This window comes from Streptomyces nigra (assembly GCF_003074055.1).
Lineage (GTDB): Bacteria > Actinomycetota > Actinomycetes > Streptomycetales > Streptomycetaceae > Streptomyces > Streptomyces nigra.
The window spans coordinates 4,046,815-4,064,840 of sequence record NZ_CP029043.1; the positions used below are offsets into that span (position 1 = coordinate 4,046,815).

Genomic DNA, 18,026 nt, shown 5'->3' on the forward strand with positions numbered 1-18,026 from the left:
TTCCGGGGCCGACCGCCCCGGAACCCGCCGACTCAGGTCCCCGCCCGCTCGCGGCCCCGGCGGCGGAGCAGTTCGGCCATGCCCTGGCGGGTGGCGGCCAGGACGACCCGGTCCGCGCTCTGCAGGACATAGGTGTCGGGCAGGTCCCACACCCAGCCGGAGGGGGCGCCGGCCCGGTCGTCGTGGGCCCGGTCGGCGGCCGGTTCCTCCCGGCGTTCGCCGGGCGGGGTCCGGTCCAGGGCCAGCACCCGCCACGCCCCGGGCCGGAACGCCTCGCCGACGGTCCGGTCCTCCAGCTGGGGGTGCCCGCCGACCTCCAGCGTGGCGAAGAGCAGCACCCGCCGTTCCACGGGGATGGCGCCCAGGATCTGCCGGCCCGACATCGCCCCGGCGAACGCGGGCGCGGCGAGGTGCGTCACGCTCCGGCTGCGGGTGTAGCCGCGCGGGTGGGCGGCGCGCAGGGTGCGGTACACGGCCTTGGCGAAGTCGTCGTCGTACAGGCGCAGGACGACCCGCAGGTCGGGGCGTACGGAGCGGGCGTACAGGGCCGCTTCCAGGTTGGTGGTGTCCTCGCTGGTCACCGCGAGGAAGGCGTGCGCGCGGTGGATCTTCGCGGCCTCCAGGACGCCCTCCTGGGTGACGTCGCCGAGCACCACCGGCACCCGCAGCCGCCGTGCCGTGGGCATGCCGCGTGCCTCGGGGTCGGCCTCGACGCACACCACCGGGATGTGCAGCTCGCGCAGCCGGGTCAGCACCCGGGTGCCGATCTTGCCGAGGCCGAGCAGCACCACATGGCCGCCGAGGCCCCGGGGTGGCTTGCGCAGCGCGGACGCCGAGCGGAAGGTGCCGAGGGCCTCCAGCACGGCCGCCAGCAGCACCGGAAGCAGCAGCAGTCCGGTCAGCCCGGACAGCAGTTGCAGGATCTGGTGGGCCAGGGGCTGGTGGAGCGCGGGCTCGTTGATGGCGAAGAGGTCGAGCAGGGTCACGTAGGTCGCGTGCAGCGGGTGGTCGCCGCTGACCACGGTCAGCGCCACCGCGAGTCCCGCCACACAGGTCACCAGACCGGCCAGCGACCAGCGCAGCCGCCGGGAGAACAGCGAGCCGAACGACGGCATCAGGCCGCGTCCGCCGCGGCCCGACGGCATCGGCGGACCGGCGTAGGACACCTGCTCCAGGACGACGGTGCCGCGTCCGGCAGCGGCCTCGACCTGGGCGGCGTCCGGCAGCATCAGCGGGCCGTGCTCGCCGCTGTCCTCCGAGCCGTCGGTGCCCGCCGGGTCGCTGCGGGTCGTGGACAGCAGGGCGAGGGTGGCGAGGTCGGTGGGGCGGGTCTCGCCGGGCGGCCGTTCCACAGCGCGCAGTAACAGGCCGTCGGTCTGGACGACCTTGGTGGTGCCGGCGACGGCGGTGGCGGCCAGCGCCGGGGCGGCCGTGTCGGCGTCCGAGAGGACGGTCGTGGAGGCGTCGAGGCCGCCCTCGCCGGCGCCGGCCGCCAACGCGGCGGCCTGGTCGAGGAGTTCCTCGATGTGCTGGCCGAGCCGGCGGTTGTAGAGGCGCAGGACGAGCCGGAGGCGGGGGTTGAGGCGGCGGGCGGTGAGGGCGGCGCGGATGTTGGTCTCGTCGTCGTCGTAGACGAGGGCGAGGGCGGCGGCCCGCTCCACCCCGGCGTCGGCGAGCGTCGCCTCGCTGGGCTCGACAGCCTCCAGCACCCGGGTGCCGCCCGGTTCGCCGGGGAGGGGGCCGGTGCCCGCGCGGTTCACGGCCGCGGTCACCGCGCCCAGCAGCGCCGCCGAGGCGGCCCGGGCCCGTCCGACGACCGGTGGCCGTACCGTCCGCTCCGACGGCGGCACGACGAGCGTGACCTGTTCCCGGTACACGCCGCGCAGTTCGGCCGCGAGCCGGTGCGCGAGCCCGTCGTCGCCGCACACCACCATGTGCGCGGTGCTGTCACTGATCGAGGTCTGCTGCGGGACTGCCACGAGGGAGAAGACTGCCTCATCGTGATCGCCGGTTCCACAGCCGGTGACCTCTGTGCGCCGGGCGCCGCCCGGCGAGCCCTTGGCGGGACCCGGGCCGGGGACTACCCTGAACCCTGTATCTGACGACCCGTCAGAAACGAGGCGGCACCGGCGGCCGGCGGCGCAGCAGCCAGGAGGTAGGCGTGGCCCACACCGAGAGCGGCACGAAGGACCTGCCCAAGGTCATCAGCGTGGACGATCACGTGATCGAACCCGCGCACCTCTTCGAGACCTGGCTCCCGGCCAAGTACCGGGACCGGGGCCCGAAGCCCCTCACCGCCGGGATCGGCGAACTCGCGTACGTCGGCGGGAAGTACCGGTTCACCACCGACCCGGACGGCCAGATCACCGACTGGTGGGAGTACGACGGAGGACTGTTCCCGTACAAGCGGATCATCGCGGCCGTCGGCTTCTCACGGGACGAGATGACCCTCGACGGGATCACGCGCGAGCAGATGCGGCGCGGCTGCTGGGACCCCAAGGCCCGGCTCGCGGACATGGACCTCAACCATGTCGAGGCCTCGCTCTGCTTCCCCACCTTCCCGCGCTTCTGCGGCCAGACCTTCGCGGAGGCCCAGGACAAGGAGGTCGCCCTTGCCTGCGTACGGGCCTACAACGACTGGATGGTGGAGGAGTGGTGCGGCGACAGCGGCGGACGGCTCATCCCGCTGTGCCTGATCCCGCTGTGGGACATCGATCTCGCCGTCGCGGAGATCCGGCGCAACGCGGCCCGGGGTGTGCGCGCGGTGACCTTCAGCGAGATCCCCACGTATCTGGGGCTGCCGTCGATCCACTCCGGTTACTGGGACCCGTTCTTCGCGGCCTGCGAGGAGACCGGCACGGTCGTCAACATGCACATCGGGTCCTCTTCGCAGATGCCGGCCGCGTCCCCCGACGCCCCGCCCGCCGTCCAGGCGTCCCTCAGCTTCAACAACGCCATGGCGTCGATGATGGACTTCCTCTTCTCGGGCGTGCTGGTGAAGTTCCCCCGGCTGAAACTCGCGTACAGCGAGGGTCAGATGGGCTGGATCCCGTACGCGCTGGAGCGCGCCGACGACGTGTGGGAGGAGCACCGGGCGTGGGGCGGGGTGAAGGACCTGATCCCGGAGCCGCCGTCGACGTACTACTACCGGCAGATCTTCTGCTGCTTCTTCCGGGACCGCCACGGCATCGAGGCCATCGAGACGGTCGGCGTGGACAACGCCACCTTCGAGACGGACTATCCGCACGTCGACTCCACCTGGCCGGAGACGAAACGGGTCGCCGAGGAGCATGTCGGCGGGCTCTCCGACGAGGTGGCGTACAAGCTGCTGCGAGGCAACGCGATCCGGATGCTCGACCTGCCCTTCGACCGCGAGGACCGGGCGGGCCGGGCGGACCGGGCGGTCAGCCCGGCGCCGTGACCGGCGGGTAGGTCCAGCCGAACGAGCCGAGCGCGCGGGCCCTGGCCTCCACCACCGCCATCCGCGCGGCCCGTTCGGCGGGGTCGACATGGGCTGCCTGTCCCGTCGCCTGGCCCTCCCACTTGCGGTAGAGCAGCCCGACCTCGGCCGAGAACCAGCCGCGGCTGACCGAGCTGAGCGCGAGCAGCAGGCCGGTGTCCTCGGAGGCGGGCAGCGCCATCCAGCCGCCGAGCGCCAGCAGCAGGTCCCGGCGCACGCACAGGGTCGCCGGGTGGACCGGGGCGAGCCAGTCGTTCGCCCGCCAGGCGCCGACGAGGGTGCCGGGCTCGATCGGGCCGTCGGCCGGGTCGCCGGGGAACGCGGCCGTCGAGCCGTTCGGCAGCAGGTCCAGCACCCGGGAGGTGGTCCAGCCGACGGAGCGGTGCCCCTCGAGGACGGCGAGGTCGCGGGCGAGCGCCCCCGGGGTCAACTGGTCGTCGGCGTCCAGGATCTTGGCGTAGGCGCCCTCGGTGTGCGCGAGGGCGAGCGTACGGGCCACACCCGGGCCTCCGGGCCGGCCCTGACGGAACGTCACTCTCGGGTCGTCATCGGGGACGTACGGGTGGACGGCGTCGGTGCGCCCGTCCTCCTGTATCACCCAGTGCCACTCCCAGCCGGACGGCAACTCCTGGGCGCAGAGCGACGCGTGGGCCTGTGGCAGGAACGCGGCCGAGGGTCCGTGGACCGCGGTCACGACGACGACCCGCCGGAGCACGGAGCGACCCACCACCCTTCCACGGACATGCGAAGGCCCGACCGCTGGCGACGGGGGATGCACCAGCGATCGGGCTGTGGCCAACAGTAACAAGGCCGCGAGCCTCGTGGGAGCCGCCGGATCGGCTGCGGTGAGGCGTTGTGATCGGGATCACGGAAAACGCTGTCAAAGTTGCCTCAGGCATATCACTTGCGTCCCCGCTCCCTCACGCTCCGCACAGGTCACAGGAGTTCACCCGGAGCACGGAGGTTCATAGGACAGCCGGGGCAGATACTCGTCCCACCGCTCCCGGGTCAGTACGCCCCGGGTCGTCGCGCAGACGCGGTGGATCGCCTGGTCGACGTCCAGGTTCCACAGCCGGACGGTGTCGGTGCCGCTGGAGACGCCGAGCATGCTGCTCGCGGGCCGGAACGCCAGGAAGTTGCCCGTCCGGGCGTTGGGGCTCATGGCCCGGCCGACCGCGGAGGCGTGCGCCGGGTCCCGGACGTCCCACATCCGCACCGTGTTGTCGTTGCCGCCGCTGGCGAGGGTGCGGCCGTCCGGGCCGAACGTCAGCGAGACGACCGCCTCGGTGTGGCCGGTGAGCGGGTCCCCCTGGGCTCGCGCCCGGGCCGGGTCGATGACGTCCCACAGCCGGACCGCGTCGTCGTCGCCGGCGCTGGCGAGCGTGCGGCCGTCCGGGGCGTAGGCGAGCGAGTTGACGGGCCCGCCGTGCCCGGTCAGCGGGTCCCCGAGCGGCCTCGCGCGGGCGGGGGAGCGCACGTCCCACAGCCGGACCGTGGCGTCCGCGCTGCCGCTGGCCAGGGTGCGCCCGTCCGGGCTGAAGGCGAGGGAGTTGATGTAGCCGCCGTGGCCGGTCAGCGGCTCCCCGAGCGGTTTCGCGTCGGCCGGGTCGCGCACGTCCCACAGCCGGATCGTGCGGTCGTCGTACGCGGTGGCCAGCGTGCGCCCGTCCGGGCTGAACGCGAGCGCGTCCGGGCCCATGAACCGGGTGTGCAGCGTGAGCGGCGAGCCCAGGGGGACCGGACGGGCGAGGTCGCGGACGTCCCAGAGATGGACCGCCCGGCTGCCGGTCAGCACCGCGAGGGTGTGCCCGTCCGGGGAGAACGCCAGGGACCGCTGTCCGCCCTCGCCGGGCAGGAAGGGCTCGTTGAGCAGCACGGGCCGGTCGGGCCGGGCCACGTCCCACAGCCGCACGCTGCCGTCCCGGGCGGCGGTCGCCAGCACCTTGCCGTCCGGCCGGAACGCGCCCGTGCGGCCGGTCATGTCGGACGTCGGGATGGACCACAGCCGGACCTTGCCGTCGCCGCTGCCGGTGGCGAGGGTGCGGCCGTCCGGGCTGAAGCCGAGCGCGTACATCTCCCCGCTGCCGCCCGCCAGCGGCTCGCCGACCTGCGAGGCGTCCGCCGGATCGCTGACGTTCCACAGGCTCGCGGTGCTGTCCGCGCTGGCGGCGGCGAGCATCGTCCCGTCCGGATTGAACGCCACCGACCAGACGGGCCCCAGATGCCCGGTCAGCGGGGTGCCGACCTGGTGGGCGCGGGCCCCGTCGGACACGTCCCAGAGCCGTACGGTGTCGTCGCCGCTGCCGCTGGCCAGGGTGCGGCCGTCGGGGCTGAACGCCACCGAGTGCACCAGGCCGGTGTGCCCGGTCAGCGTGGCCAGCCGCTCCGGCCGCCGCCGGTCGGACACGTCCCAGAGCCGTACGGTCTCGTCGTCGCCGCCCGCCGCCAGGGTGTGGCCGTCCGGGCCGAACGCCACCGTGCGCACGGCGGCCTTCGCCCCCGTGAGCGTGGCGAGCGCTTTCGGGCGCCCGGCGTCGGACACGTCCCACAGGCGGACCGTACGGTCCTCGCTCACCGAGGCCAGGGTGCGGCCGTCCGGGCTGAACGCCACCAGGTAGACGGTGCCCTCGTGCCCGGTCAGCGAGGCGGCGATCGGCTCCGGCCGCTCCGGATGCCGTACGTCCCACAGCCGGACGGTGCCGTCGTCGGCGGCGCTGGCGAGCGTGCGGCCGTCGGGGCTGAAGACGGCGCTGCTCACCCAGCTGCGGTGCCCGGTCAGGGGCGCGCCCAGCGGGCGGGGGCGGCGCGCGTCCGACACGTCCCACAGACGGACGGTCCGGTCGTAGCCGGCGGTGGCCAGGACCTTGCCGTCGGGGCGGAACGAGGTCAGGTAGACGGCGCCGGAGTGGCCGCTGAGCGGGGTGGCGAGCGGCGCGTTCACGATCGAGACGAGCCGGCTGCCGGTCTCCTCGTCGTCCGGGCGCAGCCGGTGCGCCACCAGATCGAGCTGGGCGGACAGCGAGGGATCGGTGTACTGGAAGCGGTCGGCCTCGGCGAGCACCTGTGCGAACAGGGCGTCGTCGCGCTGCTTCCACGCCACCGCCGCCGCCCCGACGGCCACCAGCGCGAGCGCCACGAGCACCGCGACGCCGCCGCGCAGGATCCACACGGTGCGCCGGCGCAGCCGGACGGACGCGGCCAGGAACTCCACGGCGCCTCGGGTGAGGAAGGTGTTCCCGGCGGAGCGCGCCCAGTCGTGCGCCTGCTCCAGCCGGGAGCCCCGGTACAGCAGCGCGGAGTCCCGCCCGGACTCCTCCCAGGACCGGCCGTCCTCCTCCAGCCGCTGGCGCAGCAGATGGCCCTGGCGGTCCTCGTCGATCCAGTCCCGCAGCCGGGGCCAGGCGTGCAGCAGGGCCTCGTGCGTGATCTCCACGGTGTCCGCGTCCAGAGTGACCAGCCGGGCCCTGACCAGCGCTTCCAGCGACTCCTCGGTCTTCGCCGGGTCCGCCGCCTCCGCCGCGAGCTGCCGGCGGGTGCCGCGCCGCCGGGTCGCCTGGGTGTCCTCGCCGATCCGGACCAGGCGCAGCAGGAGCAGCCGGGCGGCCGTGCGGGCCGCCGGGTCCAGCTGTGCCCAGGCGCGCTCGGCGGTCGCGGCGACCGCGCCCTGGATGCCGCCGGCCGCGCGGTATCCGGCGAGCGTGAGCCGGCCGGCCTTGCGGCGCTGCCAGGTGACGAGCATCGCGTGCGACAGCAGGGGCAGCACGCCCGCGTCATGGGCGCCGCGCGGGCCGTCCGCGCCGACCTCCCGGGCGATCAGCTCGGCGAGCCCCGGTTCCAGCTCCAGGCCCACCGCCTTCGCCGGTCCGGTCACGGCCTCGCGCAGTTCGGTGGTGGTGAGCGGGCCGAGGACCATGTGCCGGTGCTGGAGGGCGTCGGCCAGCTCGGGGTGGACCAGGCACTGTTCGTAGAAGTCGGCGCGGACGCCGAGGACGACCAGGGCGGGAGCGGGGGCGCCGGGGCGGGGCGGGGTGCAGGCCGCGTGCAGGACACGGACGAAGGCGCGGCGGTCCGCCTCGTCCGGACAGAGGGTGAAGGTTTCTTCGAACTGATCGACGATCAGTACGGGTGGGCCCTGGGGGACGTCCGGAGGCGAACCCGGCGGTCCGGTGGCGGAGGCCTCGCGCCGGGCCCAGCCGAGGACGGCCTCGCGCACGTCCCGTACGAGATCGGGGCCGGTGTCCGTCTCGTCCGTGCCGCTGTCCGTCTCGTCCGGTCCCCGGGCTGTGGAGACGACGTCCGTCAGCTCCGGCACCCGGCGCCTCAGCTCGCCCAGCGGATCGGCGCCCGGCACCAGTTGCAGCACGGCGCTCGCCCTCGGAGTGCCGTCGCCGCCCAGCGCGCCCTCCCGCACGGCCGGCACCAGTCCCGCGTTGAGCAGGGAGGACTTCCCGGCGCCCGAGGCGCCGACCAGCATCACCAGGCCGCCGGTGCGCTCCGCCGAGCGGAGCCGGGCGACCAGGGTGCCGGTGCTGCGCTCCCGGCCGAAGAACCAGCGGGCGTCCTCCTGCCGGTAGGACGCCAGCCCCCGGTACGGGCACACCCCGCCGGCCACCGCCGCCGAGGCCTCCTGCTCCTGGTCCTGCCCCGGACCGGAGGTCGCCCGCTCCCACAGGTGCTGCCACTGCACGAGGTCGTACAGACCGGCCGACACGGGGGTCGGGCGCAGCCGCCGGGCCTGCGGGACGAGGACGTGCAGGACGGCCGAGAGCGCGGCGAACTGCGCCGGGACGTTCCGGGCCCTGCGCCAGTCGCTGATCCGCTGCGCGGACACCCGGACCGGGCGCCCCCGCTCGTCCACCCGCTGCAGCCGTACGACCGCCTCGGCCACGCTCTTCAGGGGTGGGTTCCCGGCCTCCTTGTAGAGCAGCGCGAGCCGTTCCGCGAAGGCCGCGCGCGCCGCCGACTCGGAACTCAAGACCGTCACTCCCTCACTCGCGCGCCACCGGGTCTTCCGGACCGGAAAACTCACCTTATACGGCTGACCTGCGAGGAAGACCCGCTCCGGAGACCGGAACCTCCTCGCGGGCACCCTCCGACTGGCAGGATCACGACGCAGGTGCGGGAGGCGCCGCGCGCCGCCGAGGCGGGCTCACCAGCCGCAGAGCCCGAAGCCGTCCCACCCGGCGCCGCACGTTCTCGGACAGCTTTCACACCCTCGCTGTCCGCGGGAGTCGCGAGCGCTTCGCGCCGCCGTCGTCCCGCGCCCGACCCGTTCGGGCCGCGCCGGTCCTCGGAGCCCGGAGACAGGCCGTGGGACCGGCACCCGCTCCGCCGTCCGGCACCGGTCCCCACGAGGGGAGGGACCGGTGCCGGACGACGCGGTTCCCGGAGTGGCACCCGCTTGACGCGCGCGAACCCCCGAAAACTGTGATGGTGGTGGGGGAGGGGACGGCAGGCCGGTCTCGCGCTGCAAGGCGGTGAACGAGGTGGCAGAGAGCGACGGCATACCCCCCGAACCGGGCGCCCCCCACGCGGACCCCCTCGGCGACCCGTTCCTGCGGACCCGTTTCGCGCTCCCGACCCGCCCCGCCACCTTTCTGCGCCGCGACCGCCTGGTCCACCACCTCGACCAGGCCCTGGTCACCCCGCTCACGATGGTCAACGGCGCCGCCGGGGCCGGCAAGACGCTGCTGGTCGCCGACTGGGCGGCCGGCCTGGAACGCCCGGTCGTCTGGCTGACCCTCGACCCGTCGCTGCGCGGCCCCGGGATGTTCTGGGCCCATCTGCTGCAGGCGCTGCGCACCCACGGGGTGCCGGTCGCCGGCGACGTCGGCACACCCGCCGACGCCGGTCGCGTGCACCACACCCTGCTCACCCGGCTCGCCGCCCGGCTCGGCACCGACGAACTCACCGTGGTGCTGGACGAGTACGACCGGGTCGGCACCCCCGAGGTCGCCGAGCAGCTGGAGTTCGTCCTGCACCACGCCGGTCCTGGACTGCACCTGGTCCTCGTCACCCGCACCGAACCCCTGCTGCCCCTGCACCGCTACCGCGCGGCCGGCGCCATCACCGAGATCCGCAACGCCGAGCTGGCGTTCACCCCCGAGGAGGCCGTGGCGCTGCTGCGGCGGCACGGACTGCGGCTGTCCGTGCAGGCCGCGACCGCCCTCGTCGAACGCACCGGGGGCTGGGCGGCCGGGCTGCGGCTGTGCGCGCTCGCCGCCCAGCAGCACCCCGACCCGGAGGAGTATCTGAAGGAGTTCGAGGCCGGGCACAGCACGGTCGCGGACTTCCTGCTCGCGGAGGTCCTCAAACGGCAGCCGCCCGCCACCCAGGACCTCCTGCTGCGCGTCAGCGTCCTGGACCGCTTCTGCGCGGACCTCGCCAACGAGCTGACCGGTCGCGGCGACGCCGAGGCGATCCTCGCGGGCCTGCACCGGGAGAACGCGTTCGTCGAGGACCTCGGGCACGGCTGGTACCGCCTGCACCCGCTGTTCCGCGAGATCCTCCGGGCCCATCTGCGGGAACGCTCCGCCGACCTGGAACCCGGCCTTCATCTGCGGGCCGCGCACTGGCTGGGCCGCTCGGGACAGCTGCCGGAGACGCTGACCCATGGCGCGGCGGCCGGGGCGTGGGACTTCACCGCCGGGGCCCTCGTCGACGACCTCGCGCTCGGGCAGCTCTTCACCGGGCTGCGCACCGACCATCTCGCCGACCTGTTCTCCGGCATGGACCCGGAGGCGGCGAGCCCCGCCGCCGAACTGGTCCGGGTGGCCCGGGACCTCGCCCGCGGCGACCTCGACCACGCCCTCGCCGGCCTGGGGACCGTCCGCGAGCGGCTGGCCGCCGAAGGCCCCGGCACCGCCGCGGCCCGGCTGGGCTGCGCCCTGCTGGAGGCGCTCGCGGCCCGGCTCACCGGCTCCCCGCAGTGCGCCGAGGAGGCGGTCCGCGCCGCCCGCGCGCTCCAGCACGAACTCCCCGCCGACCTGCTGGACAAGCACCCCGAGCTGTCCGCGCTGCTGCTGACCCATCTGGGCTCGGCCCGGCTGTGGGCGGGCGACTTCGACGAGGCCCGGACCGCGCTCACCACGGTGGCGGGCACCACGACCGGCGCGGCCACAGCGCTGCCCCGGGCGGAGTCCCTGGAGCTGCTCGCCCTCATCGACCACCTCTCCGGCCGGCCTGCCACGGCTGAGCGCAAGGCGGCCGCCGCCCTCGCCGAGACCGAGCGGTTCGGGCTGGCCGAAGGCGCCGGCTCAGGGCTCGGCCCGGTCGTCCTGGCCGCCGCGGCCGTCGAGCGCGACGACCTCGCCGAGGCGCGGGCGCTGCTCGACCGGACCTCCGGACCGGCGGTCCACGACCCGGTGACGGCGGCGGGCCGCTCGCTCACCACGGCCCGGCTGCTGCTGGCCCGCGGCAGGGCGCGCGCGGCCCTGGAGGCCGCCGAACCGGCGGTGCCCGCCGCCGTCCGCTCGCCCTGGCAGCACCTGCACACCGCGCTGGTCGCCTCGGCCGCCCACCTCGCCGAGGGCCGGCCCGACCTGGCGACGAAGGTGCTGGACCAGGTGGGCGGCGAACAACCCGTCCTCGCCGTCGCCGCCGCCCGCGCCCGGCTCGCGGCCGGCGACCCGGGCGGGGCACTGCGACTGCTCGACCCCGGCGGTCCCGTGCGGGGCGGAGGCCCGGCGGTGCTCGTGCGCGCCACGCTGCTGCGGGCGCAGGCCGCGCACACCGCGGGGGACACCGCCACCGCCCGCCGGCTGGTCGTGCAGGCCGTCGCGGAGGCCCGGCGCGAGCGGCTGCGCCGGCCGTTCCGGGAGGCCGGACCCTGGGTCGAGCCCTACCTGGCAGCCGTCCCGCCGCACCATCCGCCGGCCGACGCCGAGCCGCCGCCCGTCCTCGTCGAGCCGCTGAGCGGACGGGAGCACGACGTGCTGCTGCGGCTCGCCCAGATGATGTCCACCGAGGACATCGCCGCCGATCTGTACGTGTCCGTGAACACCGTCAAGACGCATCTGAAGAGCGTCTACCGCAAGCTCGCCGTCAACCGCCGCAACGACGCCGTCCGGCGGGCTCGCGAACTGGACCTGCTGTGACGTCCCGGCCCGCCGTCGAGCACCGGGCGAGCGCGCGCGAGCGGCGGGCGCGGCTGCGGGCGCACGCCGACTACACCGGCGGCGTCTACGGCTCCATGCTGGCCGCGTCGGTGGTGATCGGCGCCGGTGCCCTCGGCTCGTTCCACCGCACCGAGCTGGTGGTCCTGCTGCTTCTGACCGGCCTGGTGTTCTGGGCCGCGCATGTGCACGCCCAGCTGTTCGGCGCGCGGCTCGCCGACCGGCCCTGGAACCGGGCGACCGTGTGGCAGGTGTGCCGTGAGGAGTGGCCGATCGTCAAGGCGGCCGTGCCGCCCGCCGTGGCCGTCGCCATCAGCCCCCTGCTGGGCCTCGACCTCTCCGGCACCGCGTGGCTGGCCCTCTCGGTCGCCGTCGCCGGGCAGGTCGGCTGGTCCGTGGCGGCGGCGGCACGGGCCGGCGCGACCCGACGGCTGATCGCCCTGAGCGCCGCGGTCAACCTGCTGTTCGGCCTCCTGATCGTCGTGTTCAAGATCGTCGTGTCGCACTGAGGCGTCCCGCCACCTCACCCGGCTCACCTGCGCCGGGTGAGGTGGCGGCCGGGGTCCGGCGCGACCATGGCAGCACTGGCAACCGCGGTCGGCGGGAGAGCAGCAGATGCGCTACGAGATCCGTGTCGAGGGTCATGTGTCGGAGACGCTGGCCAGACTCTTCCCGGAACTGGACCACGTGGTGATGTCCGGCCAGACCGTGCTGTACGGGCCGATCGTCGACGACGCCCAGCTGTACGGGCTCCTGGCCCGCTGCCAGTCGCTGGGCCTGCGGGTCGTGGAGATGCGGCAACTGCCCGAGTGAACAGCCTTGTTCCTGCGGCCGTCTCAGAGGTCCCGGGCCTCGACGCGGCCCGCGGCCACCGCCGTGCCCAGCGCCTCGAAGTCCCGTTCGTTCTGGTCGGCGTAGGCGCGCGCGAACTCGGTGAGGGCATGGTCGAAGCGGTCGCCACCGCCCAGGTAGGCCGCGAGGGCCACCGGATCGCCGGAGCGGGCGTGCGCCCGGGCCAGGCTCGCACCGCACAGCTGCCCGAACAGGCACAGCGGCGCCGGGTCCCAGAGCTCCGGCCGCGCGATGCCCTTCCAGTCCCGCAGCTGCCGTACGTAGAAGTCCCGGCCCTGCCCGTCGAGGCCGCTGACGACATGGGTCCAGCCCAGGAAGATGTCGCTGGTCGTCTGGATCAGCCGCTGGCCCGTCACCACCCGGCGGCCCTGGTTGTCGAAGCGCTCGCCGCCGGTGTGCGCGGCCAGCACGGACTCCTGCGCCTCCTTGGCCTGCAGCAGCAGTGGATCGTCGTCGTCGCGGCCGAGCATGAGGATGATCCAGCAGCGGGTGCCGACACTGCCCACGCCGACCACCTTGCGGGCGATGTCGACCACCCGGTAGCGGCGCAGCAGATGCCGGCGCTCCGACGACAGGGTCTTCGTATAGCCCTCGACGACCGCCTGCAGCTCCTTCTCCTGCCGGTCCGTGGAGGCGCCGCTCGGGAGGTCCCGCAGCGGGGTGATCAGCGGTGGGTCCGAGGCGATGACCCGGCCCGCGGGGGTGCGCCGGGTCAGCTTCGCGTACGCCTGCATATGGGTGCGGGTACGGGCCTTCGCGGTGGCCTCCGCCGTACGGCGCCGGGTCTGCTTGTTCATCGCGGACGCCAGCAGCGCGCGCATCCGGTCGGCGTCGTCCTGGGCGTACCAGATGTCCAGGGTCCGCATCCCGGCGAACTCCCGCATCCGCGTCCGGTACCCGCGCACGCAGGCGCGGACGGCCTCGTCCTGCTCCGGCGCGCCGAAGCCGTTGGCCCGGGCGGCGATCACGAAGCTGGCCGCGAGCCGCTTGACGTCCCATTCGAACGGCCCGGCCAGCGTCTCGTCGAAGTCGTTGATGTCGAAGACCAGATGGCGTTCGGGCGAGGCCAGCAGACGGAAGTTCAGCAGATGGGCGTCCCCGCACAGCTGCACGGTCAGACCGCTGTGCGGATGACGTCCGAGGTCCATCGCCATGATCGCCGCCGCGCCCCGGTAGAAGCGGAACGGCGACTCCAGCATCCGGGCGTACCGGATCGGCACCAACTCCCGCACCCGCGTGGCCGACTGACGCTCGATCACCTCGACCGGGTCCTGGCGGCCGCCGGCCTCGTAGCGGGCCTGGCCCGAGCGCGGGGCGCGCTTGCGGGCGTTCCTGCCGTGGGCCGCCCGCTCGGCCGGGGACAGCGACGCTGTGAACGCGCTCGGAATCGTCATGGCTCGCCCTCCACGTCCGTGCGGCCGGCGCCCGCGGTGCGTGCCCCCGGGGCCCGGGCGCACCGGCAGTCCCTTCCACCGTCCACCTCATCGCCGGGGCGCCCCGCACGGATCACCCGCCAGGGGTGACCCGGCGAGCGGCGGCGCGGGGCACGCTGATCCAGGTGAGGGGTGCCACACACCGTCCCGTCGGCGGACCGCTGGCGACGGCCGTACCACGCGAGGAGGAGCCATGACCATGTCGCGTGGCCCGGCGCCGCACACCGGATCCGATCCTCTGGCCGGCGGGACGGCCCCCCCACCCGACCAGGAGACCGAGCGCCTGTTGTCGGCGCTCGGCGGCTCCTGGAAGTGGCTGCTCGCCTCGGCGGTGGCCACGCTCGTGCCCGGCGTCGTGGCGCTGGCCTGGCCGGACGCCACCCTGCACGTCCTGGCGGTGATCATCGGGCTGTATCTGCTGGTCACCGGTGCCTTCCGGTTCGTCGCCTCGTTCGCGCGGGCGCACGGCGACCGGCATCTGGAGCTGCTCGCGGCCGTGCTCTTCGTCCTGGCCGGTGTGCTCTGCCTGCGCAACCCGCTCCAGACCATCGCGGCGCTCTCCCTGATCGTCGGCGCCGTCTGGGTCGTCACCGGCATGCTGACCGCCTGGACCGCGCTGGCGCTGAAGGGCATGCCGCACCGCGGGGTCGTCCTCGCGGCCGCCGGTCTCGGCGTCGTCGCGGGCATCGTCGTCCTGGCCCTGCCCGGCGAGTCCGCCGTCGTCCTGACCCGGCTGCTCGGACTGTGGCTCGTCCTGCTCGGCCTCGCCGAACTGGGCGTCGCCTTCGCCTGGCGGGCCGCGCTGCGCCAGGCGCTGCCCGAACCGCCGCCCCGCGAGGCGGCCCCCTGAGCGACCGAGGAGGCGCCGATGCCCCCGGATGCGACCCCCGAACCCCCCGAACGCCCCGAGCCGGGCCCCGGCACGCCCGGCCCCGGCACGCCCGGCCCCCGGGTGCTCTCCCCGGAGGAGGCGGCCGCATACGAACGGCTGCGCCACGCCTCCACGCAACGGCACCGCAAGGCGCGCTACGCCGGGTCTTCGCTGCTGCTGCTGATCACCCTTCTGCTGTCGGTGCCGGCCGTCGTCGCCGCCTGGACGGCCGACACGGTCTCCGACACCGACCGGTACGTCGACACCGTCGCCCCTCTCGCGTCCGAACCGGCCGTGCAGGACGTCGTCACCGACCGGCTGACGGCCCGGGTCGTCGCCAACGTCGACGTCGACGCGGTGACGAGGGAACTCGGCAAGGCGCTCGCCGACGCCGGGGCGCCCCCGGCCATCGTCGACCGGACGGAGGCGCTCGCCGGGCCGCTGAAGGCCGCCGTGACGGACGTCGTGCACGGCATCATCAACCGGGTCGTCACCAGCGGCACCTTCGAGGAGGTGTGGGTCGACGCCAACCGGCGGGCCCACGCGGCCGTCGTCGGCGTGCTCACCGGTGACAACAGCGGGGCGGTGCGCGCCGAGGGCGACAGCATCAAGCTGGACGTCGGTCCCCTGATCGACGACGTCAAGCAGCGCCTGGTCGCGCAGGGCTTCGACAAGGCGTCCGCGATCCCCGCGCCGGACGCGCAGATCACCCTCTTCCAGACCGACAAGCTGAACGAGGCGCAGGACGCGCTGCGGCTGCTCGACGTCATGGGCGTCTGGCTGCCGGTCATCACGATCGTGCTGGCCGCGCTCACCGTGTGGATCGCGCCCGCCCACCGCGTGATGCTGCTGATCACGGCGTCCGGCATCGCCGTCATGATGATCGTGCTCCTCGTCGGTCTCGCCGTCGCCCGCCGGATCTACCTGGACTCCGTGCCCACCTCGGTCCTGCCCACCGACGCCGCCGCGGCCATCTACGACACCTTCGTGCGCTTCCTGCGCGACAGCACCCGCACCCTGCTGGTCGTCGCGGTGATCACGGCGCTCGCCGCCTATCTGTTCGGCCCGAGCCGGGTCGCCCGCTGGGTGCGCGGCCAGTCCGCGCGCGGCACCGGCGCCGCCGGGCACGCCCTGCGCGACGCGGGACTGCGCACCGGCGCGGCCGGTCGCTGGCTGGACACCCACCGCTCCTGGAGCACCGGCATCGTCATCGGCGCCGGAGCGCTGGCCCTGCTGCTGTGGAACCGGCCCACGGTCGGCGTGGTGGCCCTGGTCGTCGGCCTGGTGGTGGTCGCCCTGGCCCTGGTCGCCGTACTGGCGGCGACGGCGACCAGGCCGCCCAAGACCGACTTCACCCGTCCAGGGTGAGGTCGCTCGACGTGAACATGCGCACTCTGATGGCAGCGGGACCGCTGGACGGGACCGCACGCCGTGACGGAGGAGAGCGATGACCGGTCACACCTACCTCGCCTACGACTACCCGCTGCTCAGCATGTTCTGGACGCTGCTGTGGTTCTTCCTCTGGATCATGTGGTTCATCCTGCTGTTCCGGATCATCGGTGACATCTTCCGGGACGACGCGCTGAGCGGCTGGGGCAAGACCGGCTGGCTGATCTTCGTGATCGTGCTGCCGTTCCTCGGTGTCTTCGTCTACCTCATCGCCCGCGGCAAGGGGATGGGCGCCCGGGAGATCGCCCACACGCAGGCGCGGCAGCGCGCGTTCGACGAGTACGTGCGCGACCGGGCCGGTGAGGCGGGCGGCCGCAGCAGCGCGGACGAACTGGCCAGGCTCTCCGAGATGCGCAACCGCGGTGACATCGACGACGACGAGTTCCGCCGGGCCAAGGAACTCGTGCTCAGCGGCGCCGGCCCGGCGGCCGGCGCCTCCACCCCGCCCTCCTCGGGCCCCCGGGTCTGACCGCCCGGGACGGACACCATGGGGAACCACCAGGGGCCCCGCGGAACAAGGAATCGAGGCACACGATGGCCACCTCACACTCGCGCCAGGACCAGACGACCAAGTACGCGTGGGCCGCGGGCCTGACGGCCTTCGCCGCGGTCATGCTGACGATCGCCGGTCTCATCGCGATCTTCCGCGGCATCATGGGGATCGCCGAGGACGACGTCTTCCTCGCCACCCGCAACTACGTGTTCGAGTTCGACCTCACCGGCTGGGGCTGGGTCCACCTCATCCTCGGGGCGATCGCCGTGATCATCGGCATCGGGCTGTTCCAGGCGTCGACCTGGGCCCGGGTCGGCGGCGTGGCCATCGCCGGGCTGATCATCATCGCCAACTTCCTGTCGCTGCCGTACTACCCGGTGTGGTCCGTGGTGGCCATCGCGATCTCCGGATTCGTGATCTGGGCCCTGTGCGTCACCCGGCGGGACGACATGCGCAGCTGGTGACGTCCGCCTCCGCCCCGGCGGGAGGGCGTCCCCGGATCTTCGGGCCCCGGCGGAAGGCGGGGCCCTCTCTCATGCCTTCGGCTCGTCCGGGCGCGGGGTGACCGTCTCGCCCGGGATCACCCGCGGAGCGGCCCGCTCGCCGTCGTCCTCGTCCTTCATCGCCCGGGCCTCGGCCTTGAGGATGCGCGCCGACTTGCCCGCCGAGCGGGTCAGTTCGGGGAGCTTCTTGGCGCAGAGGACGGCTATGACGACGATGAGGATGATCGCGATCTCGCTCAGTCCGAACATGAGGTCCGCTCCTCCTGGTGGCCGGGCGGCCGGCCACGACGGCGGGCCGTACCGCCAGGAATCTACAGGAGTGTAGATAGCCGGGGGGAGACCGTCTCTGCTTTCCTTACGTCGAGCCGTTGTACGGGGCCGACGTGACGCGCGGGCCGGCGGGAGGGAAACAGGGCATGACGGAAGAGCGACGAGGTTCCCGGCGCCGGGGGCAGGGCGAGCTGGAGGCGCTGGTCCTGTCGGCGCTGGGCGAGGCCGACGGCCCGGCGACGGCCGGCTGGGTGCAGGAGCGCCTCGGCGGCGACCTCGCCTACACCACCGTCATCACCATCCTGACCCGGCTGCTGGCCAAGGGCGCCGTCACCCGGGAGCGTGCGGGCCGCTCCTTCGCCTGGACCCCGGCCTCCGACCAGGCGGGTCTCGCCGCGCACCGGATGCGCCGGGTCCTGGACGCCGAGAGCGACCGGGAGGCCGTCCTGGCGAGCTTCGTCACCGGTCTCGGCCCCGACGACGAGCGGCTGCTGCGCGATCTGCTCGGCCGGGCCGGAGGGGCGGATCGAACGGGCGGCCGGACGGGTCGGGCGCACGGCACGGGGGAAGACTGACGCCTC

Annotated in this window: 14 protein-coding genes; 9 read left to right on the forward strand and 5 right to left on the reverse strand. The window is 74.2% G+C overall.

What is annotated here, in order from left to right:
- Positions 1 to 32: 32 nt before the first annotated feature.
- Complete coding sequence (locus DC008_RS18770) at positions 33 to 1,934, reverse strand: NAD-binding protein (protein ID WP_108710764.1); 1,902 nt, start codon at positions 1,932 to 1,934, stop codon at positions 33 to 35.
- Between the two features lie 227 nt (positions 1,935 to 2,161).
- Between DC008_RS18770 and DC008_RS18775 the strand changes: the two genes are divergently transcribed.
- Positions 2,162 to 3,421, forward strand: coding sequence for an amidohydrolase family protein (locus DC008_RS18775; protein WP_108707970.1), 1,260 nt, complete (start codon positions 2,162 to 2,164; stop codon positions 3,419 to 3,421).
- Here DC008_RS18775 and DC008_RS18780 read toward each other — a convergent pair.
- Together DC008_RS18780 and DC008_RS18785 are read right to left on the reverse strand one after the other, a co-directional pair.
- A complete protein-coding gene (locus tag DC008_RS18780) occupies positions 3,405 to 4,175 on the reverse strand; it encodes a glycosyltransferase family 2 protein (protein ID WP_108710765.1) in 771 nt (256 codons plus the stop codon). The two genes, DC008_RS18775 and DC008_RS18780, sit on opposite strands and share 17 nt — an antisense overlap.
- A 231-nt stretch (positions 4,176 to 4,406) precedes the next feature.
- Positions 4,407 to 8,444: an nSTAND1 domain-containing NTPase gene (locus tag DC008_RS18785; protein ID WP_108707971.1), complete on the reverse strand. Its 4,038-nt coding sequence runs from the start codon at positions 8,442 to 8,444 to the stop codon at positions 4,407 to 4,409.
- A gap of 493 nt (positions 8,445 to 8,937) precedes the next feature.
- On the opposite strand from DC008_RS18785, the gene DC008_RS18790 reads away from it, so the two are divergent.
- The 3 genes from DC008_RS18790 (at position 8,938) to DC008_RS18800 (ending at position 12,387) form a co-directional block, all read left to right on the forward strand.
- Entirely contained in the window at positions 8,938 to 11,556 is a 2,619-nt protein-coding gene (locus DC008_RS18790) for a winged helix-turn-helix domain-containing protein (RefSeq protein WP_425276543.1), read from the forward strand.
- The gene (locus DC008_RS18795; RefSeq protein WP_108707972.1) at positions 11,553 to 12,083 is read left to right on the forward strand and encodes a hypothetical protein; all 531 of its coding nucleotides are present in this window, start codon (positions 11,553 to 11,555) and stop codon (positions 12,081 to 12,083) included. Before DC008_RS18790 ends, DC008_RS18795 begins: the two co-directional genes overlap by 4 nt.
- A gap of 106 nt (positions 12,084 to 12,189) precedes the next feature.
- Entirely contained in the window at positions 12,190 to 12,387 is a 198-nt protein-coding gene (locus tag DC008_RS18800) for a hypothetical protein (protein WP_055621273.1), read from the forward strand.
- Positions 12,388 to 12,410: 23 nt separating this feature from the next.
- On the opposite strand, the gene DC008_RS18805 is transcribed toward DC008_RS18800, so the two are convergent.
- On the reverse strand, positions 12,411 to 13,820 hold the full coding sequence (locus DC008_RS18805) for a DUF2252 domain-containing protein (RefSeq protein ID WP_108707973.1): 1,410 nt from the start codon (positions 13,818 to 13,820) through the stop codon (positions 12,411 to 12,413).
- Between the two features lie 232 nt (positions 13,821 to 14,052).
- On the opposite strand from DC008_RS18805, the gene DC008_RS18810 reads away from it, so the two are divergent.
- From DC008_RS18810 to DC008_RS18825, 4 genes are all read left to right on the forward strand, one after another.
- Complete coding sequence (locus DC008_RS18810; RefSeq protein ID WP_108707974.1) at positions 14,053 to 14,709, forward strand: HdeD family acid-resistance protein; 657 nt, start codon at positions 14,053 to 14,055, stop codon at positions 14,707 to 14,709.
- An 18-nt stretch (positions 14,710 to 14,727) separates the two neighbouring features.
- The gene (locus tag DC008_RS18815) at positions 14,728 to 16,098 is read left to right on the forward strand and encodes a hypothetical protein (protein ID WP_108707975.1); all 1,371 of its coding nucleotides are present in this window, start codon (positions 14,728 to 14,730) and stop codon (positions 16,096 to 16,098) included.
- 79 nt (positions 16,099 to 16,177) lie between these two features.
- Positions 16,178 to 16,648, forward strand: coding sequence for an SHOCT domain-containing protein (locus DC008_RS18820; protein WP_108707976.1), 471 nt, complete (start codon positions 16,178 to 16,180; stop codon positions 16,646 to 16,648).
- A 65-nt stretch (positions 16,649 to 16,713) separates the two neighbouring features.
- The gene (locus DC008_RS18825) at positions 16,714 to 17,136 is read left to right on the forward strand and encodes a DUF7144 family membrane protein (protein WP_055621278.1); all 423 of its coding nucleotides are present in this window, start codon (positions 16,714 to 16,716) and stop codon (positions 17,134 to 17,136) included.
- A 69-nt stretch (positions 17,137 to 17,205) separates the two neighbouring features.
- Here DC008_RS18825 and DC008_RS18830 read toward each other — a convergent pair whose 3' ends face one another.
- Positions 17,206 to 17,424, reverse strand: coding sequence for a twin-arginine translocase TatA/TatE family subunit (locus DC008_RS18830; RefSeq protein WP_055621279.1), 219 nt, complete (start codon positions 17,422 to 17,424; stop codon positions 17,206 to 17,208).
- A gap of 167 nt (positions 17,425 to 17,591) precedes the next feature.
- Between DC008_RS18830 and DC008_RS18835 the strand changes: the two genes are divergently transcribed.
- The gene (locus tag DC008_RS18835) at positions 17,592 to 18,020 is read left to right on the forward strand and encodes a BlaI/MecI/CopY family transcriptional regulator (protein ID WP_108707977.1); all 429 of its coding nucleotides are present in this window, start codon (positions 17,592 to 17,594) and stop codon (positions 18,018 to 18,020) included.
- Positions 18,021 to 18,026: the final 6 nt, after the last annotated feature.